This is a genomic window from Chlorobium sp. (assembly GCF_049593655.1).
GTDB lineage: Bacteria > Bacteroidota > Chlorobiia > Chlorobiales > Chlorobiaceae > Chlorobium.
The window spans coordinates 1-23,245 of record NZ_JBAWHG010000017.1 but is presented as its reverse complement, the minus strand read 5'-3'; the positions used below and the strand labels follow the sequence as shown (position 1 = coordinate 23,245).

The following is a 23,245-nucleotide window of genomic DNA, read 5'->3' as shown; positions in this document are numbered from 1 at the left end:
TCCGGCAGCGCTGCCGGACACCGAAAAACCCAACAAAAAAGGCTGTCCTCCGGAAAGGACAGCCTTTTTCACTGCTGTTGCAGAAACGTCTACAGAGCAGCGAGAGCCTGAACGAAACTGTCGAGCTCCGCTCTCGTGCGCTTTTCGGTAACGGCTACCAGAAGACCGTTCCCGCCGCAGGCGGAAAGATCGTAACCCGCAAAAATACCTTTGTCGAGCAAGGCGCCGATAATTTCAGCGGCGGGCAGCGGCGTATCCAGAACGAACTCACGGAAGAACGGCGAGCCGAACATGAGCCGGTAGCCCGGCAGCTCCGAGATTGCGCCTGCCAGATAATGCGCCTTGAGCGCACACTGTTCGGCCACCTCACGGATGCCCTCTTTGCCGAGCAGTGAAAGGTAGACAGCTGCCTGAAGAGCGCAGAGCGCCTGATTGGTGCAGATGTTCGATGTGGCTTTTTCCCTGCGGATATGCTGCTCCCTGGTCTGGAGCGTAAGAATGAATCCGTCGTTGCCGTCGCGATCCTTCGTCATGCCGACAAGACGGCCCGGAATCTTGCGGACATAGGCCTGGCGGACGGTAAAGATACCGAGATAGGGCCCGCCGAAATTCTGGTGATTGCCGAGTGGCTGCCCTTCGCCGACCGCGATATCGGCGCCGTAACTGCCGGGAGCGGCAAGAATGCCCAGAGAGAGCGGATCGGCAGACACGACGAAAAGTGCACCGCTCCGGCGGGCTTCGGCGCCGATCGCCTCAACCTCCTCAAGCGATCCGTAAAAGTTCGGCTGCTGTACGACAACGGCGGCGACCCGGTCGCCGACAAGCTCTTTCAGGCCGTCGAGACTGCCGATTCCGTCCTCGAGCCTGTTCTGGAGAATCACGCCATGACCGGAAGCTTCAAGGTAGGTTTTCAGGACACTGACGGTATAGGGGTTCATGCTGCCGGCAAGCACAACCTGCTCTCGTCCGGTCACGTTCATGGCCATGAGCACCGCTTCGGCCAGGGCGGTCGCTCCGTCGTACATCGAGGCGTTGGCTACATCCATACCGTAGAGGCGGCACATCATGCTCTGGTACTCGTAAATCGCCTGCAGCGTGCCTTGCGACACCTCCGCCTGGTAGGGCGTATAGGCGGTGTAGAACTCGCTGCGCGAAACGATGCTCCTGATGGCCGAAGGGATGAAATGATCGTAGGATCCGCCTCCGAGATAGCTGACATAACCGGCGCTGCTGCGGTTGGCGGAGGCAAGACCTTCAAGCAGCTTCATGACCTCCTGCTCGCCGAGAGCCGGAAAGAGATCGAGGGCACGCTGCAGACGGATTTCCTGCGGAATGTCGGCAATCAGATCATCGAACGATGCGGCCCCGATACTCCGGAGCATATCCTCACGGTCCCGGTCGGTATTGACGATAAATGGCATTGGTTCAGGTAGAGACTGATAGGGTTGAAGATGTTACTCGCCGGTAAGCTGACGGTAGGCCGCAGCGTCGAGAAGCCCGGCAACGGAGGCAGGATCGTCGATGCGGATCTTCACCAGCCACCCCTCGCCATAGGGATCCTTGTTGACGATTTCAGCGGCGTCCAGCGCGCCGTTCACCTCCAGAATCTCGCCGGCTACGGGAGCGAAAAGATCGGCTACGGTTTTTACCGCTTCGACCGTTCCGAAAACCTCATGCTCTTTAAGTTTCGTTCCGGCAGGCTTCAGCTCGACAAAAACAATGTCCCCAAGCTCGGACTGCGCGAAATCGGTAATACCTGCAAGTGCGGAGCTGCCGTCTTCCAGCAGTTTGATCCATTCATGGTCTTTGGTGTAGCGAAGATCGTCAGGAATAGTCATGGGAAAATAACCTGGTTAAGAGTTGGCTTGAGTAGACTGCAATAAAGCTTGAAGGTCAAGGTAATATATTTTTCAAAGAGCTGAAACAGATGCGGGCGTTTGCAGCGGCAGGAAAAACAGGCTGTCAGGAAAGGCGCTGCCGCATGGATTCATAGAGCAGGATTCCCGCCGTGACGCTCACGTTGAGCGACTCGACGCATCCGGCGATGGGAACACGCACCGTGCTGTCGCAGAACTTCATGGCTTCCGGAGACAGCCCGCTTCCCTCGGCGCCCAGCACCAGCACGGTCGGTCCTTTCAGGTCGGCGTCGGTGTAATTGAGTTCGGCATCCATATCGGCGGCATACACCCGGAAATTGCGTTCCCGAAGATATTCGAGCGTACGCACAAGGCTTTTCACCTTGCATATCCGCATATGCGAAAGGGCCCCTGCCGAAGCCTTGTGCACCGCGGCGTTGACCGGCGCGCCGCGGCCCTCGATAAGCACGACGCCGTCGGCGGCAGCCGCTTCGGCGGTACGGACGATCGCCCCGACGTTATGCGGGTCTTCAAGACCCTGAAGCACGACAATCAGAGGCGACGAGTTGCGGGGTCGGGAAAGAATCTCTTCGATCGTATAGAAGGAAACGGTGGTAATAAGGGCACAGACCCCCTGATGCTTGGCCGAACCGGCAATCTGGGTGAGTTTTTCGAGACGGGCCTTTCCGCTGACCAGTTTCAGGCGTCGGGCCGTTATGACGATCTCCTTGAGCTTGGGGTGGGAGGTATTGAACTGGTAATAGATTTTCTCGATGCTCTCCGGCTTCTTCTGAAGCAGTTCGAGAACCGCGTTGCGGCCGTACACGACGTTTTCGCTCTGTTCGGTCTGTTCTGAATACATGAAAGTCACTGCTCCTGTGGAATGGTCGATGAGTCGCCCTGCCTGCCGATACCGGAAAGGGCGTTCCCGAAGAAACTGCTCTGAACGGGTTATCTTCACGAATGTAATTAAAATGAGTTAAATTCGATTTTTTTTATATCTTTTTGGTCACTCTCATTTAGCACGCTTTGCTGTTCTGCATGTAACTTTCTTGCGTCTTATCCGGTTACATCTTGGTGAGTAGTGCATTTATTTCTTCAGTCGCTGTTTTTCATTTTTTCAAGCAAATCCAGTAACAACTTGCCCATATGAGCCGGACGTTTAAGACAATGGAGGGAAATGAAGCCTTAGCTCATATCTCTTACCGTACCAGTGAAGTAATCTCAATCTACCCGATCACGCCGGCCTCACCGATGGGCGAGTATTCCGACGCATGGGCAGCTGAAGGGAAAACCAACATCTGGGGAACCATTCCCAAGGTTGATGAAATGCAGAGCGAGGCCGGCGCCGCGGCTGCCGTACACGGCGCGCTGCAGACGGGTGCGCTCACCACGACCTTTACCGCTTCGCAGGGTCTGCTCCTGATGATCCCGAACATGTACAAGATCGCAGGAGAACTCTCTCCCTGCGTCATTCATGTTTCGGCCCGCTCGCTCGCCGCACAGGCTCTCTCGATTTTCGGAGATCACGGCGACGTCATGTCGGTTCGCGGCACCGGTTTCGCCCTGCTCGCATCGAGCTCGGTACAGGAGGTAATGGACATGGCCCTGATTTCTGCAGCAGCGACACTGGAGTCAAGAGTACCCTTCATGCACTTTTTCGACGGGTTCAGAACCTCGCACGAAATCTCGAAAATAGAAGTCGTTCCCGATGAAGTCATCAGGGAAATGATCAGCGACGAACTTGTCATCGCCCATCGCAACCGGCGCATGAGCCCTGACGCCCCGATAATAAGAGGCACCTCGCAGAACCCGGACACCTATTTCCAGGGCAGGGAGACCGTCAACAGCTATTACCAGGCATGTCCCGGCATCGTCGAGCGCCTGATGGACAAATTCGGAGAACTGACCGGACGCCACTACAAGCCATATCAGTACTACGGCGCCCCTGATGCCGAAAGGGTGGTCATCCTCATGGGTTCAGGCGTCGAAACCGTCCGTGAAACGGTCGAATTCCTCAATCTTTCAGGAGAAAAAGTCGGTGTTGTCAATGCCCGACTCTTCCGTCCTTTCGATATCGAAAGCTTCGTCAAGTCGCTGCCTGCATCGGTTACATCCGTTTCGGTGCTCGACCGCGTAAAGGAGCCCGGAAGCGCCGGAGAACCGCTCTATCTCGACACCGTCAACGCCCTGTTCGAAGGGTTCCAGAAAGGCCTCATAAAAGCCATACCGGCAATCACGGGAGGCCGTTACGGACTTTCGTCGAAAGAGTTCACCCCGACCATGGTCAAGGCCGTTTTCGACAACATGGCTTCCGCTTCGCCGAAAAACCATTTCACGATCGGCATCAGGGAAGATATCACCGGCTCAAGCCTCGACTACGACCGCTCGTTCTCGATCGAACCCGACAAAGTGTTCCGGGCCATCTTCTACGGCCTCGGCTCGGACGGCACGGTCGGCGCAAACAAGAACACCATCAAGATTATCGGCGAAAACACGCCGAACTACGCACAGGGCTACTTCGTGTACGATTCCAAGAAAGCAGGTTCCATAACGACCTCGCACCTGCGCTTCGGACCAGAGCAGATCCATTCGACCTATCTCATCAGCGATGCGCACTTCATCGGCTGCCATCACTGGATTTTCCTCGAGATGATCGATCTGCTCAAGAATCTCAAGCAGAACGGCACCCTGCTGCTGAATTCGCACTACAGCCCCGATGAGGTATGGGAAAAGCTGCCGAAAATCGTTCAGGAGCACCTGATCCGCAAGCAGGCGAAACTCTATACCATCGACGCCTACAAGGTCGCCCAGGCAAGCGGCATGGGCCAGCGCATCAATACCATCATGCAGGCATGCTTCTTCGCCATTTCGGGCGTTCTGCCCCGTGAAGAGGCCGTCGAGAAAATCAAGGAATCCATCCGCCAGACTTACGGAAAGAAAGGCGACGAGGTTGTCAACCAGAACATCCAGGCTGTCGAGGCCACCCTGGCCAACCTGAACGAGGTGACGATCGGTTCTGTGGTCGAAAGCAAGAGCGAACTCCGCTCCCCGATTGTCGGTGAAGCTCCCGAATTCGTCTGCAACGTGCTTGCAAGAATCATCTCCGGGGAAGGCGACGAGATACCGGTCAGCGAACTTCCCGCCGACGGTACCTATCCGACCGGCACCTCGAAATTCGAGAAACGCAACCTGGCCGACGAAATCCCGGTATGGGAGGCCGATATCTGCATCGAGTGCGGCAAATGCTCCATGGTCTGTCCGCATGCGGCGATCAGGGCCAAAGTGTACGATCCGAAATATCTGGCGAACGCACCGCACACCTTCAAATGCATCGATGCGAAAGGCGCCAGCTGGGAAGGGATGAAATATACCATCCAGGTCGCTCCTGAAGACTGCACCGGCTGCGAAATCTGTGCAAATGTCTGCCCTGCGCGCGATCGCAGCAACCATGAGCGGAAAGCCCTGAACATGCATCCCCAGGCTCCGCTGCGTGAAACCGAAATCGACAACTGGAACTACTTCCTCAACATTCCGGAGTTCGACCGCAACAGGATCAATGTGCGCCTCATCAAGGAGCAGCAGCTGCAGCAGCCTCTGTTCGAGTTCTCGGGCGCCTGTTCGGGATGCGGCGAGACTCCTTACGTAAAGCTGATGACCCAGCTCTACGGCGACAGGCTTGTCATCGGCAATGCCACCGGATGTTCATCGATCTACGGCGGCAACCTTCCGACAACGCCCTATACCACCAATGCCGCCGGACGCGGTCCGACGTGGTCCAACTCGCTCTTCGAAGACACCGCGGAATTCGCGCTCGGCTTCAGGATCTCGATCGACAAGCAGCGGGAGTACGCCGGCGAACTGGTAAAAAGAATGGCTTCGGAAATCGGCGAATCGCTGACCACGGACATTCTCGAGGCAAAAGAGAGCAATGAACCTGAAATTTTCGAACAGCGTCAGCGCATATCGGTCCTCAAGGACAAACTCCGCAATATCGATTCCAGTGACGCAAGAAACCTGCTCTCGGTTGCCGACATGCTGGTCAAAAAGAGCGTATGGGGTGTGGGCGGAGACGGCTGGGCCTACGATATCGGCTACGGCGGCGTCGATCATGTAACGGCGGGCAACAAGAACGTAAACCTGCTGGTGCTCGATACGGAAGTCTACTCCAATACCGGCGGTCAGGCCTCGAAAGCCACGCCGAAAGCTGCCGTCGCAAAATTCGCGGCAGCAGGCCGCGTCATGACCAAGAAAGACCTCGGCCTGATCTCCATGACCTACGGCAATGCCTATGTTGCAAGCGTGGCGCTCGGTGCGCGGGACGAACAGACCCTCAAGGCGTTCCTCGAAGCGGAGGCCTACGACGGCCCGTCGATCATTATCGCCTACTCGCACTGTATCGCCCACGGCATCACGATGGCGACAGGCCTCGAGAACCAGAAGGCCGCTGTCGATTCCGGTCACTGGATTCTCTACCGGTACAACCCGGATCGCCTGAAAGAGGGCAAGAATCCGCTGATTCTCGACTCGAAAAAGCCGAAAATCCCGGTATCGCAGTTCCTCAACATGGAAAACCGGTTCAGGATGCTCAAGAAAAGCCATCCGGCACTTGCCCAGGAGTATTATGCGGCAATCCAGAAGGAAGTGGACGCACGCTGGGCCCATTACGAGTACCTTGCCGCCCGTTCTTTCGACGAGATCAAATCCTGATCGCGAGCCGGAAAAACGCACAGAGACAAAAAGCAGAACGGCGGGAACCCCCCGCCGTTCTGCTTTTCTCCTTTACCCGTTCACCTGCCGCTATTTCCCGCCCATCACCCCGATCCTCAGGCGAAGCAGCCTGGCTTTTTCGTTCTCTCCCGTCTTTTCATAGACTTTCAGAAGATGACCGGCTATCTCCGGGTCGTCCCCGGCGAGCGAAAATGCCTTTTCAAGGTGCTGAAGCGCCTCGCGGTACTCTCCCAGCCCGAACAGCACCCAGCCGAGCGTATCGAGATAGACCGGGTTGTCCGGCTCCTGGGCAGCTGCTTTCATGGCGAGATTTTTTGCCTCGGCAAGATCTCGCCCCTGCAGGGAGAGCAGATATGCATAATTGTTCATGGCAAGAGCGTTGCCGGAATCGAGCAGCAGAATCGCACGGTACATGGCGAGACTTTTTTCCCTCAGGCCAAGCTTGTCGTAACTCATGGCAAGCGTCGATGCGGCCTGGAGATAGAGCCAGCGCTCCTTCTCCCTGTGCTTCACCTGCAGGGCTTTTTCAAGCAGCCTCACGGCCTTGCGGACGTCACCGACCTGATAGGCTGTATAGCCTTCCAGAACGAGCAGTCTCATGGGGGTTACCCTTGCCAGCTTTTTAGCCCGTGCGACGGCGCCAGCGGCCTTTACATACTCTTTCTGCATGATATAGGCCGCAATCAGGTCCTCCCAGGCCTCGATATGGGCCGGATGCAGCCGGAGAACCGCACTGAACTCCCGCTCCGCCTCCCGGGGCTTCTTCTCCCTCAGTTTCAGCTTGCCTGTGAGCATCATCGCAGACGTTTCGCCCGGATAACGTTTCCCGATTTCGGCAAGCATGCCGTAAAGCGGCTCGATGTAAGCGCTGTCTTTTGCCGCGCGGACGTAAAAGAGCTCGGCAAGGCTGATTTTCTGTTCCGGTTTCAGCCCGGAGGTATTGTAGAATGCGTTGAGATCGAGGAGAAAGGACTCCCTGTCTTTCGTCTCCACCGAAAGTTCCAGCAGGGCAAGCCATGCGGGAAGGAAACGGGGATTGGCGGCGAGGATCTTCCGGAAGGTTTTCGAGGCCAGTGCGCTCTGACCGGTTTCCACATAGAGTTCGCCAAGGGTCAGCTCCAAACGGGCTTTTTCCTCCCCTTCCTCTATCAGGCCGGAAAGCGTTTCAATGGCGGAATGGTAGTGTTTGAGCTTGATTTCGAGCAGCAGCACCTGGGCCCGGGTGCTCTCGTCCGAGGGATCGAGCTGAAGCATGCGCTGAAAAACTGCGAGAGCCTTTTCCGGGTCACCTGAGGCAATGTGTTCAAGGGCAAGCTGGGCGAGATAGTCGCTGCGGCCCGGATCGAGCTTTACCAGATCGGTGTAGATATCCACCGACCGGCCGTAGTCCTTCATCTGATGGGCGACGGAGGCAAGCGTCAGCAGATAGGATCGGTTTTCCGGTTCGATTGCTGCGGCTTTTTCGGCATGGGTTCTTGCCGAATCGGCTACGCCAAGTTCCTGAAACGCTCTGGCCGTGGCGTGGTGCACTGCCGCTTTTGCGGCGGCGTCCGGAGAATGAACGGTTCGGAAGGCGTCGATCGCACCCCAGAAATCACCTTTTTCGGCAAGCAGAAGAGCCGAAACGAAACGGTTTTTCGAACTCTCGGCGGCAGTGTCGCGCACTCCGGGCTGAAAAGCCCTGCCTGCTGTTACTGCCGGACGGGCACTGCAGGCCGAAAGCAGAAGAAGCAGAAGAAGCCCGAGCGGAAAAACCTGATGCCGCCGGGCACAGGAAAACCGGCTCTCAGGAAAGTTCGTCGAACAGCGAACCTTCGCCGATGCTGCTTCCCGGCAGGGAGAACCGGACGATCCCCCTGCGGGTCGCGACGCGGCCTCTCGGCGTCCGGGTGATATAGCCGGCCTGGATAAGATAGGGCTCATAAACCTCCTCGATAGTGTCCTGCTCCTCCCCTACGGAAACCGCCAGTGAGGCCGCTCCCACAGGGCCGCCGTTGAACTTGTTGACAATGGTGTCCATGATCCTCTTGTCCATATCGTCAAGCCCTTCCTCGTCGATTTCAAGACGTTCAAGCGTCGTCATGGCAATGAAACGGGTGATAACCGGTGCGTCGGCAACCTGGGCGAAATCCCGTGCCCGCCTCAGAAGCCGGTTAGCGATGCGCGGCGTGCCGCGGGAACGTCCGGCGATTTCGGCGGCGGCATCCCGCTCGATGCCGATACCGAGAATACCCGATGCGCGCATGATGATCTGTTCGAGCAGATCGGCGGAGTAGTAGTCGAAACGGCTGCTGATGCCGAAACGGGCTCTGAGCGGAGAGGTCAGAAGACCGGAACGGGTTGTCGCGCCCACAAGCGTGAAGGGTTCGATGCGCAGCTGCACGGCACGGGCCGAAGGTCCGCTGTCGAGCATGATGTCGATGCGGAAATCCTCCATTGCCGAATAGAGGTACTCCTCTACGGCAGGAGGCATGCGGTGAATCTCGTCGATAAAGAGTACGTCTCCCCTCTTCAGACCGGTCAGGAGGCCGGCAAGATTACCCGCCTTGTCGAGCAGCGGGCCGGAAGTCGCCTTGATGCTGCATCCCATTTCCGAAGCGATAATGAAGGCGAGTGTGGTTTTGCCGAGTCCCGGAGGACCCGAGAGCAAAACATGGTCGAGCGCGTCGCCCCGTTTTCTGGCCGCCGATATGAAAACCTTCAGATTGTCGGTCAGGCGCTGCTGGCCGGTAAAATCCTCCATTTTCGCCGGTCGGATCTGCTCCTCGAATCTGGTTTCAAGAGCGTCGGCAGGAGTATTCAGGAGTTCGATTTTCACAGGAAAGCCGCCTTCGTTATGTTCTTCTGGGTATCGGTCACAGTCTTATCCTCGGATCGGCCACGGCATAGAGAACATCGGCAAGAAGATTTCCAAGAACGATCAGCGTCCCGGAAATAAAGGTATTGGCTATAATGAGCGGATAATCACGGGCGAAAATCGCCTCCACGGTAACCCTTCCCATGCCGGGAAAAGCGAAGATCACCTCGATGAAGAGCGCGCCGCTGAAGATAAAGGGCAGCGAACTTCCCATAAGGGTGATTACCGGAAGCAGGGCGTTGCGCAGCGCATGGCGGAAAATCACGACATTCTCCGGAAGCCCCTTCGCCCTTGCCGTGCGGATATAGTCCTGCCGGATCACCTCGAGCATGCTTCCCCTTACATAGCGGGCAATGCCGGCCGCACCGTTGATGCTCAGCACCGTTACCGGCAGCACGAGATGCCATATCCGGTCGACAAAAAAACCGAAGGGTCCGAAACTTTCGGCGCCTATCTCATTGAGGCCGGAGGCCGGAAACCACTGCAGCTTGAGGGCAAAGACGATAATCATCATCAGGGCGAACCAGAACTCCGGCATGGAGTAGAAGAACAGGGCTGTGACCGTCAGGAACCTGTCGGGAAAACTGTTCTGCCGGACCGCCGAAATAATGCCGATCACGATGCCGAAGGTAAAGTTTGCAACGAGCGTGAGGGCGGCGATCGTCACGGTAACCGGCAGCGCCTGGGCTATCACCTCGAAAACCGGCTGCTGGGCCCGGCTGAAACTGCGGCCGAAATCGCCCTGCAGCACATTGGCGAGCCATTTGACGTACTGTACCGGCAACGGATCGTTCAGCCCGTACTGCGCCCTGATCTGCTCGGCGACATTGGGGCTGATGCCCGGCTGGATGAAAAATGCCGCAGGGTCTCCCGGAGCGAGCCTGATGATGAAGAAGGTCAGGGTCAATACCCCGAAAACAAGCGGGATCGAAAGCAGCAGTCTTTTGAAAATATAGTTCAGCATAGGGTTCTACCGGGCAAGGTTTGACGAGGGCGTAAGCGTCCAGTCGTCAATATTGTAAAAAGTACCGGAAATATTGATCTCCTCTCCGGAAATTCGTTTACTGAATCCCATGGTCTCCCTGATCCAGTAGAGAAAGGTCACCGGCTGGTCGCGGTGGATTATCTCCTGATACTCGAGCCAGTATGGCCGGGCATCGGTCTGTACCAGTTTCGCCTTGGCCAGTTCACAGATCTCGTCGATTCTCGGATTCCGGTAACCGGTAAAATTGAAGGTGCTCTTTTTCAGGTCGGAACCCCAGACGTCGAGCGGGTCGATTTCAAGCCCGATCGACCAGCCGGCCATCCACGCGTCGAGTTTCCGGTTCTGCAGATTTTCGAAAAAGACGTTCGATTCCTGGACATCGAGCCGGCAGTCGATGCCGATAGCCTTGAGATTCTGCTGAACGATCACGCTCGCATAGTTCCGTCTTGCATTGCCGGAATTGGTGTAGAGTATGAAACTGAACCTCCGGCCCTGTTTCCGCAATATGCCGTCGGGCCCGGGATGCCACCCCTGTTTCTCAAGAAGAGCCGATGCTGCTGCGGGATCATAGGGGTGCGGAGTGACGGCGCTGTTGTACGCCCACTTCAGCGAAGGGGAGATGTCGGTATTGCAGACGGAACCATACTCCTTGAGGTAGCCGTCGATGATCGCCTCGCGGTCGATAGCCATGGTGAGTGCCCTGCGCACTTCCGGCGAGCCGAAAAGCGGGTGGGGCAGAATTTTGCCGGTCTTGTGATAGGCGACCTGATCGATGTTGGACCAGCCGACGTAGTCGTAAACGCGCAGACCGACGCTCTTGTTCTCGACTGCCGGATTCGCCTTCAGGAGAGCACCGAAATCCTCCGGCTTGATGTTTTCGACGATATCGACGGTATTGGTCTGCAGCTGCGCGAGCCTTACCGTATAGTCAGGCACGATCCGCCAGTTGATCAGGGGAATGTTTCCCGGTTTGGGAAGATTCGAACGCCTGTTGGAAGCCAGCACCAGCTCCTGCTGTTTTCCCCATGACTTCAGCCGGTAAGGACCGGCCCCGACCGGATTCTGGTTGAGCGGCGAATTCCTGAAATCCTCCGGCCTGATGTTCTGCCAGAGATGCCTGGGCAGCGGCGTAAGGGAGGTGTGAAAAAGCGCCAGATGCTCGGGTACCGGCTTGTAGAACCTGAAGATGAGGGTGGTATCGTTTGGCGTTTCGATTGCCCTGTCGAAATCGACTGCTCCCCTGTCGGCGCCGATCAGTTCGGCAAGATACTGCTGGCGCGGACTTGCGATCACGGGGTTGCCGTAGAGGCGGTAGGTGAACTTGAAATCACCCGAAACGACCGGCTTGCCGTCGTCCCAGAAGGCATCGCTGCGCAGGATATAGGTGATGGACTTGTGGTCCGCGGACATGGTCCATGTTCTTGCCAGCGCGGCTTCAGGTTTTCTGCCCCCGGTTGAAGGGCGGAATTTTTTTTCGCGGGCCAGAAAATTCAGCAGCCCGGTTGTGGTATCGAACTCGCTCTGCAGAAGCCCCGGGTAAATCAGGCCGGAAATATTGCTCGACGTGACGCTCGAGCCGATAACGGGGTTGAGGTAATCGGCGTCGCCGAGCATGGCGATAACCAGCGTCGAATCCCTGGCCGCACCACTCCTGTCCCCGCCGCCGGGCGCCCGGCCGCATGAATTCAGCAGCAGCATAAGTGCAGCAAGAAGGGCTGAAAACGCAAATTCCCTTCCGTGGCGCATCCGGATGTGGTCAGCTTTCATCATCTGTCATCTTTTCCTTGTCGATTATCGTTCTGATCCTTTCGGTCAGGGCTTCAGCCGCAACGTAGTTGGAATAGTGCTTGAGCAGGAAGTTCAGGGCGACCACCTCGATGATCACGGCAATGTTCTTGCCGGGGAAAATCGGCAGCTGTACCAGAGGGACATCGACGCCGAGAATTTTTATGGCCTTCATATCCAGACCGAGACGTTCATAATCGGATTCCCGGTTCCATTCGAGCAGTTCGACGACAACCTGCACGTCCTTGATGTCGCGGATTGCCCTGATGCCGAAATTCGCCTTGACATCCACCACTCCAAGGCCGCGGATCTCCATGAAATGATCGATAATGTCGTTCCGCCTCGCGTTGAGGATCAGCGACTCCCCCTTGCGACGGATTACCACGACATCGTCCGCCACAAGGCCGTGACCGCGCTCTATGAGATCGAGAGCGATTTCCGACTTGCCCAGTCCGCTCTTGCCGGTCAGAAGCACCCCGACGCCGCAGACATCGACCATGGAACCGTGGTACTGCTGATGCAGGGAAAACTGGTCGTCAAGAAAATCGGTAATCAGGTACATGGCCTTGGTCGAGGAGTGGCGGGTGGCATAAACCGGCACTCCGGCCTCCGTAGCCATATCGAGCAGTTCGGGATTGAGTTTGTTGGTGCTGGTAAGGATAATGCAGGGCACCTTGAAGCGCACGAGATGCTCAAAAGCTTTCCTGCGGCCGTCTTCATCGAAACTGTTGAGAAAACGGGTCTCTGTATTGCCGAGAATCTGAACCCGCCGGTAGGTAAACAGATTGGTAAAGCCGGCAAGCGCAAGACCGGGACGGTGCAGTTCCCGCTCGGTGACCCTGCGTTTCTGTTCGTCAACCCTGTTCAGCCGACGCAGCTTGATATCGTGATTCCTGCCGATGTTCTCAAAAAAATAGGCGACCGTTATCGATCGCTTTTTCATCCCCTTCTGGTCGAGATTCATGGCACAAGAGTAAGTGTGGTGATAAAGGAAGTGCCAGGGAAGCCGGCGGAAAGGCTCCGCCGGCTTCCCTGGCAACCGGTTACGGAGCCATTTTTTCCTTGTGTTTCTGGAGCTGGCGTGAAAGCGACTCGACACAGCTGTCCACAGCCGGTTCATAGGCTGCAGCAGCCTCTCTGGCCACCAGCACATGCTGGGGAACATGCAGGGTTATTTCGGCAAGCTTGTTCTTTTCCACATCGTTTTTCTGATGGTCGAGAATAATATGACAGGAGATGATACCCGGAAACACCCTCGGAAGCGACTGTACGGCATTGCGGGCATACTCCTCGACGCTGCTGTGATTATTGGAATGGCGCAGGGTAACCTGTACGTTCATGGTTTCGATATCGACAGATTTAGTCATGGAAACCTCCAGTGATAAATGGTGAACATAGTGAAGGAACAAAACCCCCTTCGTTAAAGTCAGAGGGGGCTAAAGCGGTCAAGCTTTAGGATGGGCCTTCCGGTAGACCTCCCTCAGCCTGTTGAAGGTGACGTGGGTATAGATTTCCGTTGTCGACAGACTGCTGTGGCCGAGCATTTCACTCACGCTTTTCAGATCGGCCCCACTGTTGAGCATATGGGTGGCAAAACTGTGTCGAAGAATATGAGGATTTCTCTCTTTCTGTTCAGTAACCGGAGTCAGATACTTTTTTGTAATCCTTTGGACAAGCATGGGATAAATCTTTTTGCCTTTCTTCGTTACGAACACATGCTTCAAGGCCCCGGCATCGCCCTTACTGAATATTCTAAAGAAGTTTCGCCGGACTTCAAAATATTTTTTCAGCGCCTCCGCGGCACAGGAGCCAAGGGGCACGATCCTCTGCTTGCTCCCTTTTCCCGTTATTTTCACCGAACCGCTCTCAAAACTGACATCCTGCAATTCAAGGCCGATGATCTCCGATATCCTGAGCCCGCAGCTGTAGAGAACCTCGAGCAGGGAGCGGTCGCGTTCCAGAACGAACGAGGTCTCGAGTTCCTGCGCGCTCCCGGAGGAAAGCGCGGAGTGGGGGATAATTTCGAAAAGCTGTTCGGTCTGCTGTTCGGTGAGAAAACCGGGCACATTTCTCGGGTACTTCGGGGTAGAGACATAGGAAAGAACCGAGCTGCCGATCACTCCGGTATGCAGCAGATAGCGGTAAAAACTTTTAAGCGAGGCAAGTTTTCTGGCAATGGACTTCGGCTGCAGACCTTTTTTCAGGAGCGACCCCATATAGAGGCGTATATCGACAACCGAAACATCGGCGGGCGCGAAATTCCGCATATCGGCGATATCGAGATGCCCGGCAATAAACCGCGAAAACTGGTCGAGATCGTGACGGTATGCCGTCAGGGTGTGCGAAGAGACGTTTTTTTCGTGCTTCAGGTAATCGAGAAATCTCCCGATCTCGGGATAGCATTCGCTTCGGGCGCCTTGAGGCTGATGTTCCGGCGGCTGATGCGTCATATGGTCATATCCTGATATCCACGGCAATAAGTCCAGACTCCCCTTTCAGGTAATATAACCCTCTTCCATGCAGAAGAAAACTGTTCAAGGCGGGACGGGCGCGCTTTTCAGACATGACATCATCATAAAGAAGCCGCCCGTCGCGCCAGATGCGGATAACGCTCCGCCATCCGCCGGACATCGGATCGTGAACATGATCGGCAGCGGCAACCAGATTCCCTGCGGCAATGCACTCGCACCGTTCCGGGCCGGCGATGCCGATACCCTTAAGCACTGCATGCAGGGGACTCCCCAACGCGGCAAACTCCGGCAGCACGATCTCCTGTCGCCACTCCTCCGGAACAACCCTTTCCCTCAGGGCATTGATCTCAGGGCTCCCGGCCTCCGGACGCCGGAGTTCACCCCCGGTGAGCGGATCGATAATCAGATAGCGCCGTTCCGGAAACCCCGCAAAAACTGAAGGGATATAGACAAGCAGCCCGTCAGGGAGAACCCCGCAGTAAACGACAGTAGCAAGCGACCAGACCACCCCTCCGGTTTCCGGATCGACGGCCCACAGACCGAGATGCTCAGGGCTGTTCTCCTGATAGGCGTGCAGGTAGACGAGATTTCCGGAAACCGTCTCGATCCCGGTAAACCAGCCCTCGCCCGCAGGTAGCGTCCCGTCGGGAAGCAGCAGCACATAGTCGTCGAGTACAACCCTGCCCGAGTGCTCTTCGATGGCAAAAAAAAGTGAACGGCGCGTCTCCGGGCACCGTTTCTGGCCGACGAGCAGCCCGTTGCAGGTAAACGAGAGCCGCCAGATCAGGGCGTCGCTGCCGCCATGGTAGAGCCATCTCCGGCTTACCGGTTCATCGCTCTTCATGCCTCTCCCCTTTTCAGTCTGTAGATATTGACCGTAACGGGCTGTTTGCCGCCGCCATAGTCGGAGGTATGCGCGGTGATGGAATAACCGTTTTCACCGGCAAGTTCGAGAAACTGTCCGGCAAGCCGGCGGCGCGGATCGGCAATGAAAGCCGAACCTCCCGGTTTCAGCAGCTTGTCGATGGCCATGACTATCGGAAGCAGGTTTACCCGTTCGTAGAGCACATCGGCGGCAAAAAGCATATCGAACCGCTCTGTGCACTGCACGTCCCTCCAGTCAAGGCGGGCGGTTTCGAGCGGTACGCCGTTGCGTCGGGCATTGTAATGGATAAAGCGAAGCGCTTCGGGCGAGTAATCGGTCGCAAGCACTGCGGCGCCATGAGCTGCAGCCGTAACCGAAACCACGCCGACGCCGGCGCCGATCTCCACCACGCGTTTCCCGTCCACCGGAAGCTCCCCGGCAATGAACGAGGAGAGTATTATCGCCGAGGGCCATATTTCAGCCCAGTACGGCATCTGTTCATCTTTCACGAACTCCTCGGGGGAAATCCTGTCGAGAAGCGCATAACTGTCGAGAACGCTCAGAAAGCTGAATGAGCGGCCGCCGATCATGCAGGGCGTTTCCGACAGATCATACTCTCCGGCAAGTTCAAGATAGAGCTGTTCAAGATCGGGCCTGCACGTTCCCTGCTTCATGGTCATATTGTCTTAAATGCGTTGATTGCCGTTCCTGTCGATCCTGTTCCGAAAAAAGAAAAACCCGGCATGAATTTACTGAAAATCATGCCGGATTTCTATTTTGCAGGAAAACATGACGCTTCAACACCTTAAACCGCAGAGAAAACCTTATGAGAAGAGAGCTTCTTGAAGTCTTCGACAATACCTTCCCCGAACGGGATTACTCGATCGAGATTGTCAACCCCGAATTCACATCGGTCTGCCCGAAAACCGGCCTCCCGGATTTCGGCACCATTACCGTCACCTACATTCCCGACAAGGTCTGTATCGAACTGAAGTCGCTCAAATATTATTTTCTCGACTTCCGCAACGCAGGCATTTTTTATGAAAACGTCACCAACACCATTCTCGACGATCTCGTTGCGGTATCGCAGCCGAGAGAGATGATCGTAAAAAGCGAGTGGAAAGCCAGGGGCGGCATCACCGAAACCGTAACGGTCAGGCACTGCTCCGGAAAACCGTGAATGACGCTGAACAGAAAAAGCCCCGGCGAACAAGTATTCTCCGGGGCTTTTAGAATCTTGAACGAAGTCCAAGCGCAATAGCGATAACGCTCAGAACTTCTCGTTGATATAGATCATTATGTTTTTCGCCTCATCAGGGGTAATTCCGGAGTTCGGATAAGACTGCATGCGGTTTACTACGATATCAACTTTCGCAGTTTTCTTGTACTTGGTTCTCAGAGCATCCTGCACTGAATCAAGCGTATGGCACTTGTTGCATTTTCCGACCGTAAGTGATTTAACTGCAGCAAAATCAAAACCATCAGGAGCCTTGGGGACATTCCCCCCCTCGGCTGGCTTTGACAGGAAGGCGTTCAGCTCAGTGACGGTACGAATGTATTTTCCATCAAGAGTGGTGGTGCGTCCGGTAGTGGGAAGAAGAATACCTGAGGGTCTGATCCAGAGAACAACGAACATGAGAGCAACAATGCCGAGAGCGCCAAGCGGGAAGCTTAAAAACCATTTGTCGCTGATACGGGAAGACATCTTTCCCAGCGTCATGATGATAAGCGAAGCACAGAAAATCAGAAGGAACCAGCCTGAAAAAGACCGTAACGGAGTCAGAACAGAAGAGATGTTCTCAGCCGGCACCTTGAACCCGGTTAAAAACGACACCCCGAAAAACAAAGCCCCCATTAAGACAGCTCCACCGATTGCAAGCGCAATAAGCTTTCCGTTTGATTTGTTGTCCATGACAGGTAGTGAATTAGGTGTTAGTGGCTTACAGATATTTTATTGAGTAAGATAAGCATAATATGTAAAGGCGGCAAACATAAAGCTTAAAAACATTGGGCCCTGACGAGCCGCATCTCCTTTCACGGCAACCTGCTTCAATCATTGCCGTTGTGCAATCCGGGAGCCGTCCGGCCGCATCGCACCTGCGTGCCATAAATATACCTGTTGCATGTTCCGTGATTTTTGCAAATACTCAGGGAACGGAATACAATCCTCGGCGCATTGAACCACCTTGAGCCGCCTTGAAAACACTTACGGGGACCCTCATGATCCACACAACCAGCAGCGTCATCGATTTCGAAAAAGCCGAGAGGGATACAACGTTCCTGCTCGAATGCTTCCGGGAGGTGCTCCGCGACCTCGGAGAGCAGGAACTGGCGGACCATCTGCCATTTGAAAATGCCGGAATCCCTCTTGAACGCTATCCCAATACCGAACGCGCCCTGCAGGCTTTTTCCATTTTTTTCCAGTTGCTCAATATGGCGGAGGAGAACTCCGCCGCCCAGAACAGACGCGCACTCGAAGCTGAAAAGGGACTGGAGCACCTCACCGGCCTGTGGGGAAGAACCCTCGGAAAGCTCAGGGATTTCGGCATCACCGAAACGGAAATCCGCACACTTCTGCCGGAAATCGCCGTCAATGCCGTCCTGACGGCGCATCCTACGGAAGCGAAACGTAAAACCGTGCTTGAACAGCACCGCCAGCTCTATCTGCTTCTGGTTAAACGGGAAAACCAGATGTGGACCCCGCAGGAACAGCAGGAGATCCGCAATGAGATCAAGGTCGTCATGGAAAGGCTCTGGCGAACCGGCGAAATCCTGTTCGACAAGCCCGAAGTATCGGCCGAACGGCGAAACGTGATTCACTACCTCTGCAATATTTTTCCGGAGGTTTTGCCCCTCCTCGACAAGCGGCTCCTCCAGGCATGGAAGGATGCGGGGTTCGACCCCGGCATGCTTTCCGATCCGCGCACGCTCCCCCGCATCTTTTTCGGCAGCTGGGTAGGGGGCGACCGCGACGGGCACCCTCTCGTAACTGCCGGGGTAACGGAAGAGACCCTTGCCGACATGCGGAGAAATGCCCTGATGCTTGTCCTCCGCCATCTCAGGGAACTGGCCTCGAAACTGAGTCTCTCCGAAAGGCTCCAGGCTCCGGGAACCCCGGTTGAAAAGCGCATCGAACACCTCTGCCAGCGGCTCGGGAAAAAAGGGATGGAAGCCATGCGGAGAAACCGCCATGAACCATGGCGGCAGTTCATCAACCTCATGATCGCCTCCCTTCCTCTCGAAGCCGGAGTATCAGAAACCGTCAGAATGACCTCCGAGCCCTGGAGCTACCGGAGCTCGGCCGAACTCCTCGAAGACCTCGCTCTCCTGAGAGATTCACTGGTCGGCATCGGGGCTCACTGTGTTGCCGATACGGACGTCGCGCCGGTCTACCGGATCGTGCAGACATTCGGCTTTCATCTCGGCTCGCTGGATATCCGCCAGAACAGCCGCTTTCACGACCTCGCGCTCTCCCAGCTCATGACGGCCGCCGGTATGAACGGAAGCGAATTCCTGGATTGGGACGAATCCGAAAGGAGAGCGTTTCTCGACCGCGAACTGCAGTCCCCCCGGCCATTCACCCATCCGGATATGACAGCCGGACCGGAAGCCGAAGCGGTCCTCTCCTGCTACAGGGTGCTGCTCGACCAGAGCAAACAGTACGGAACCGACGGTCTGGGCTCCCTTATCGTCAGTATGACCAGAAATGTTTCCGACCTGCTGGTCGTCTATCTCTTTGCCAGGGAGGTCGGCCTGATGACCCCTGCCGGCGACGGGGACGCCTGCATGCTCCCCGTCGTGCCGCTTTTCGAAACCATCGACGACCTGAAAAAAAGCCCTGCGATACTGCAGGAGTTCCTCATCCATCCCGTGACCGTGAGAAGCCTCGAGTACCGGAGAAAAAGCGAAGGAAGCAGAGGAAAAATCCAGCAGGTCATGATCGGATACAGCGACAGCAACAAGGATGGCGGCATTTTCGCAAGTACATGGACGCTCTACCGGGCACAGGAGGCACTGCTCGACGCAGGCAGGCGCTGCGGTACGGATATCCTGTTTTTTCACGGAAGGGGCGGAAGCATCAGCCGGGGTGCCGGACCGACCCACCGGTTCATCAAGGCTCAGCCATACGGGTCGCTTCATGCGGGAATGTGCTTTACCGAGCAGGGAGAAACCATCGCCCAGAAGTATGCCAACCGCATCAGCGCCGTCTATAATCTCGAACTGTTCATTGCGGGAACTGCCGGAGCCGTCATCAGACAACGGAAAAGGGAAAAAATGGAGCACCCCCTCGAACCGCAGATGGATATGCTCTCCGAAAAAAGCCATCTTGCCTACAGGCAGCTCATCGAAACCGAAGGGTTCCTGACGTTTTTCAGGGAAGCCACTCCCATTGATATTATTGAATCGAACCGGATAGGCTCACGACCCTCGAGAAGAAGCGGCAAAGCCACGCTTGCGGATCTTCGGGCAATCCCCTGGGTCTTCAGCTGGAACCAGGCCCGTTTTTCCCTTTCGGGATGGTACGGGGTCGGTTCCGCGCTTGAAGCGCTGCAGAGCATCGACCCTGACGCCTTCGAGGAAATCCGCGTCCGGGGCCATGCATGGCCTCCGCTACGCTACATTATCAGCAATGCCGACACCAGCATCGCCTCCGCCGATCCCGGGATCATGCGCAAATACGCGGAGCTGGTAACCGACCGCGGTGTGAGGGAACGCATTCTCGGCATGATCGAAGCCGAATACCGGCGGACAAAAACCTGTATCGAAATGCTTTTCGCCCAGCCGCTTGAAACCCAGCGGCTCAATGTCAACCGGTTCATCGCCCCCCGCCGCGAAGGGCTTGCCATGCTGCATCAGCAGCAGATCACCCTCCTGAAACGCTGGAGGGCGCTCCGTCATTCCGGCATGAACGAAGAGGCAGACGGCATGCTTCCGGAGCTTTTTCTGACGATCAACGCCATATCGGGAGGGCTGCGCACCACAGGGTAAATCCGCCGGCGGTCAGGCTGATGCTGCACCAAAAAACAGGAAAAACGTAACTTCAGTCGGTTTTTTTACGTACAATTCCTGTAAAAGTGCGCAAAAGCCAATCCATTTCCGTACAAGCCATGCTCTCAAGACTCGCTGCCGCCTCCCTTGTGGGCATCGACGCCGTAAAGGTCGATGTGGAAACCAACGTTTCGGGAGGCATCCCCTCGTTCACCGTTGTCGGCCTTCCCGACAACGCCATCCGGGAGAGCCGCGAGCGGATTCTCACGGCCATCCGCAACTCGGGGTTCGACATGCCGCCCAAGAAAGTGACGGTCAACCTCGCCCCTGCCGACATCAAAAAAGAGGGCACCGCCTTCGACCTGCCGGTAGCCATCGGGCTGCTCGGCTCCCTGAAGCTGGTCGATCACCACTTCGGCGACACCCTCATCATGGGAGAACTCGCCCTCGACGGGTCGATTCGCCGGGTGAACGGAGCGCTGCCGGTAGCCATCATGGCCTCGAGGGAGAATATCCGCAGGATCATCGTGCCCCTCGGCAACGCGGCTGAAGCCGCCGTGGCGATTTCGGCATCCAGCTCCGGCATCGAGGTTTTCGGGGTGGAAACCCTCAACGAAACCGTCGCCCTGCTGAACGGCAAGGAGAGCCGGCCTCCCGTCGAGGTGAACGTTGCCGAGCTCTTCACCTCGGAACCGGAATACCCGGTGGACTTCGCCGACATCAAGGGGCAGCAGGCCGCCAAGAAAGCCCTCGAAATCGCCGCGGCCGGAGGGCACAACCTGCTCATGATCGGCCCTCCCGGAAGCGGCAAGACCATGCTGGCCAAGGCGCTGCCGGGCATCCTTCCCCCGCTCGGCTTCGAAGAGTCGCTGGAAACCACCAAAATATACTCCGTGGCGAGTCTCCTGGAAAAAGACAGGCCCCTCATGGTGACCCGTCCCTTCCGTAATCCGCACCACACCACCAGCAACGTCGCGCTCATCGGCGGCGGCACCACCGCGAAACCCGGAGAGGTGAGCCTGGCGCACAACGGCATCCTCTTTCTCGACGAGCTGCCCGAGTTCACCCGCAGCGCGCTCGAAGTGCTCCGCCAGCCGCTGGAGGACCGCGAAGTTACGGTTTCGAGAATATCGGTGACCACCCGCTACCCCGCAGGCTTCATGCTCGTGGCAGCCATGAACCCCAGCCCGGCAGGCGCCCTCAAGGACCGCGACGGCAACCTGACCGCTTCGCCGAGAGAAATACAGCGCTACCTCTCTAAAATTTCGGGCCCGCTGCTCGACCGCATCGACATCCACATCGATGTGCCGAAAGTGGAAAACACCGAACTGTTTTCAGCCGCCTCCGCCGAAAGCTCCCGCGACATCCGCCTCCGGGTCATCCGGGCGCGGGAGGTGCAGCGCGAGCGGTTCGCAGCCGCCGCCTGCAACGGCATCTACACCAATGCCCAGATGAACACGAAACTGATCAGGAAGTTCTGCGCGCTCTCGCAGGAAAGCTCCGAAAAGCTCATGGACGCCATGAACCGGCTGAACCTCTCGGCAAGGGCGCACGACCGAATCCTCAAAGTCAGCCGAACCATCGCGGACCTCGACGGGTCGGAAAGTGTGGAAATGCGCCATCTCGTGCAGGGCATCCAGTACCGCAACCTCGACCGCGACTTCTGGAGCTTCTGAATGGGAGCCCAGGCAATACCGACAATCCGGTCAATTGCAGAATCGGGTAAGGAGGGGTAACACGATAAAAAAAAGGTCGCCTGCGAAAACGGTGGAGGATGCGGTAGTGTTCATGAACGAACAAGGCCGCTGCACGCTTGCGCTTCAGGCGTCGCAGCAGGCCATTGATCCGGAAACCGCCTTTGAGAACAAAAACATCCATCCCGGAAACAACGCATGGTATTGGGACATCTGCCTGTTGGCTACATCATCTCGAAAATGCTTTTCAGGACCATCAATGCCCGACAGGCAACGTACCGGACATTCATGTTCTGGGGGCTGTTTGGCTCCATCGCTCCGGATACCGATATGATTTATTATTACCTGTTTGATTACAGGCAGTACTCTCATCACCTGTATGTCACCCATTTTCCGCTCCTGTGGCTGTTCTTTCTGCTTTTGTCGTTCGTGTGGCTGCTCCGTACAAAACGACGACAATATCCCGTATATGCAATAATCTTCACTCTCGGGGGTTTCGTTCATATCCTCCTGGATACCATCGTCGGAGGGAGCATGCTGCTGCTGGCTCCGTTCGACTACAGGCATTTCTGTCTGGTGCCTCATGTGCCATGGGATGCGACGCAATACAAATTTCTCTCTTACGGACTCGAAGCCCTCGTGATTCTGTGGGCGATACTCGTGTGGTCGGGAAGCAGCGCCCCTGATGCGGCGGAGCAGTCTTAGCGGATGGATTGCCGTTGCAGCCGCACGAAGTTCCGCACCCGGAATTTCCCTGTTCCGGGGTTTCCGCTCCGGAATGTATATTCAGGTTTTTCCTGCAACCTGCATCCGAAGCAACAAACCACTGAAAGCACACACACCCATGAACAGGAAACGCGCCCTTCCGTACGCGCTCATGCTGGCAGGCCTGCTGCTGGCCCCTCCGGCGGCGACGGCCGCCGAAACCCTTGAGGAAAGGGTGATCCGGCTCGAAAAGGAACTTGCCGAGCTGAAAACACTTGTTGGCCAGAAGCCAGCCGCAACGGCACAG

At 56.4% G+C, this 23,245-nt stretch carries 18 protein-coding genes; 5 read left to right on the top strand and 13 right to left on the bottom strand.

The window, feature by feature from the left end; genetic code table 11:
• Positions 1–89 precede the first annotated feature (89 nt).
• The 3 genes from gcvPA to rlmB form a co-directional block, all read right to left on the bottom strand.
• On the bottom strand, positions 90–1,421 hold the full coding sequence (gcvPA, locus tag WBP50_RS02860) for an aminomethyl-transferring glycine dehydrogenase subunit GcvPA (protein WP_423931552.1): 1,332 nt from the start codon (positions 1,419–1,421) through the stop codon (positions 90–92).
• Between the two features lie 33 nt (positions 1,422–1,454).
• Positions 1,455–1,838, bottom strand: a complete 384-nt coding sequence (gene gcvH / locus WBP50_RS02855; protein ID WP_423931551.1) for a glycine cleavage system protein GcvH — start codon at positions 1,836–1,838, stop codon at positions 1,455–1,457.
• 124 nt (positions 1,839–1,962) lie between these two features.
• A complete protein-coding gene (gene rlmB / locus WBP50_RS02850; RefSeq protein WP_423931550.1) occupies positions 1,963–2,718 on the bottom strand; it encodes a 23S rRNA (guanosine(2251)-2'-O)-methyltransferase RlmB in 756 nt (251 codons plus the stop codon).
• A gap of 287 nt (positions 2,719–3,005) precedes the next feature.
• Here rlmB and nifJ point away from each other — a divergent pair, with 287 nt between their 5' ends.
• Complete coding sequence (gene nifJ / locus WBP50_RS02845; RefSeq protein ID WP_423931549.1) at positions 3,006–6,566, top strand: pyruvate:ferredoxin (flavodoxin) oxidoreductase; 3,561 nt, start codon at positions 3,006–3,008, stop codon at positions 6,564–6,566.
• A 90-nt stretch (positions 6,567–6,656) separates the two neighbouring features.
• Here the strand turns inward: nifJ and WBP50_RS02840 are convergent, their stop codons facing one another.
• The 9 genes from WBP50_RS02840 to WBP50_RS02800 all read right to left on the bottom strand — a co-directional run bounded on the left by WBP50_RS02840 (position 6,657) and on the right by WBP50_RS02800 (position 16,230).
• The gene (locus WBP50_RS02840) at positions 6,657–8,252 is read right to left on the bottom strand and encodes a tetratricopeptide repeat protein (protein ID WP_423931548.1); all 1,596 of its coding nucleotides are present in this window, start codon (positions 8,250–8,252) and stop codon (positions 6,657–6,659) included.
• A 121-nt stretch (positions 8,253–8,373) separates the two neighbouring features.
• Positions 8,374–9,405 carry a Holliday junction branch migration DNA helicase RuvB gene (gene ruvB, locus WBP50_RS02835; protein WP_423931547.1) on the bottom strand — a complete coding sequence of 344 codons (1,032 nt, stop codon included), beginning with the start codon at positions 9,403–9,405 and terminating at the stop codon, positions 8,374–8,376.
• Positions 9,406–9,442: 37 nt separating this feature from the next.
• The gene (locus WBP50_RS02830; protein ID WP_423931546.1) at positions 9,443–10,408 is read right to left on the bottom strand and encodes an ABC transporter permease; all 966 of its coding nucleotides are present in this window, start codon (positions 10,406–10,408) and stop codon (positions 9,443–9,445) included.
• Positions 10,409–10,414: 6 nt separating this feature from the next.
• Positions 10,415–12,199, bottom strand: a complete 1,785-nt coding sequence (locus WBP50_RS02825; protein WP_423931545.1) for a peptide-binding protein — start codon at positions 12,197–12,199, stop codon at positions 10,415–10,417.
• Positions 12,186–13,178, bottom strand: coding sequence for an HPr(Ser) kinase/phosphatase (gene hprK / locus WBP50_RS02820; RefSeq protein ID WP_423931544.1), 993 nt, complete (start codon positions 13,176–13,178; stop codon positions 12,186–12,188). Before hprK ends, WBP50_RS02825 begins: the two co-directional genes overlap by 14 nt.
• Positions 13,179–13,257: 79 nt before the next feature.
• Positions 13,258–13,581 (bottom strand): HPF/RaiA family ribosome-associated protein, encoded by a 324-nt coding sequence (locus WBP50_RS02815; protein ID WP_423931543.1) that lies wholly within the window; start codon positions 13,579–13,581, stop codon positions 13,258–13,260.
• A gap of 78 nt (positions 13,582–13,659) precedes the next feature.
• On the bottom strand, positions 13,660–14,664 hold the full coding sequence (locus WBP50_RS02810) for a tyrosine recombinase XerC (protein ID WP_423931542.1): 1,005 nt from the start codon (positions 14,662–14,664) through the stop codon (positions 13,660–13,662).
• A 4-nt stretch (positions 14,665–14,668) separates the two neighbouring features.
• A complete protein-coding gene (locus tag WBP50_RS02805) occupies positions 14,669–15,529 on the bottom strand; it encodes a DUF4905 domain-containing protein (RefSeq protein ID WP_423931541.1) in 861 nt (286 codons plus the stop codon).
• Entirely contained in the window at positions 15,526–16,230 is a 705-nt protein-coding gene (locus WBP50_RS02800; RefSeq protein ID WP_423931540.1) for a class I SAM-dependent methyltransferase, read from the bottom strand. Before WBP50_RS02800 ends, WBP50_RS02805 begins: the two co-directional genes overlap by 4 nt.
• Before the next feature lie 146 nt (positions 16,231–16,376).
• Between WBP50_RS02800 and queF the strand changes: the two genes are divergently transcribed.
• On the top strand, positions 16,377–16,730 hold the full coding sequence (gene queF, locus WBP50_RS02795) for a preQ(1) synthase (RefSeq protein WP_423931539.1): 354 nt from the start codon (positions 16,377–16,379) through the stop codon (positions 16,728–16,730).
• A gap of 90 nt (positions 16,731–16,820) precedes the next feature.
• Here queF and WBP50_RS02790 read toward each other — a convergent pair whose 3' ends face one another.
• The gene (locus WBP50_RS02790) at positions 16,821–17,462 is read right to left on the bottom strand and encodes a photosystem P840 reaction-center cytochrome c-551 (RefSeq protein WP_423931538.1); all 642 of its coding nucleotides are present in this window, start codon (positions 17,460–17,462) and stop codon (positions 16,821–16,823) included.
• A 308-nt stretch (positions 17,463–17,770) separates the two neighbouring features.
• Here WBP50_RS02790 and WBP50_RS02785 point away from each other — a divergent pair, with 308 nt between their 5' ends.
• The 3 genes from WBP50_RS02785 to WBP50_RS02775 all read left to right on the top strand — a co-directional run bounded on the left by WBP50_RS02785 (position 17,771) and on the right by WBP50_RS02775 (position 22,938).
• The gene (locus WBP50_RS02785) at positions 17,771–20,539 is read left to right on the top strand and encodes a phosphoenolpyruvate carboxylase (RefSeq protein WP_423931571.1); all 2,769 of its coding nucleotides are present in this window, start codon (positions 17,771–17,773) and stop codon (positions 20,537–20,539) included.
• 119 nt (positions 20,540–20,658) lie between these two features.
• Complete coding sequence (locus WBP50_RS02780; RefSeq protein WP_423931537.1) at positions 20,659–22,215, top strand: YifB family Mg chelatase-like AAA ATPase; 1,557 nt, start codon at positions 20,659–20,661, stop codon at positions 22,213–22,215.
• 222 nt (positions 22,216–22,437) lie between these two features.
• Complete coding sequence (locus WBP50_RS02775; RefSeq protein WP_423931536.1) at positions 22,438–22,938, top strand: metal-dependent hydrolase; 501 nt, start codon at positions 22,438–22,440, stop codon at positions 22,936–22,938.
• Positions 22,939–23,245 lie beyond the last annotated feature (307 nt).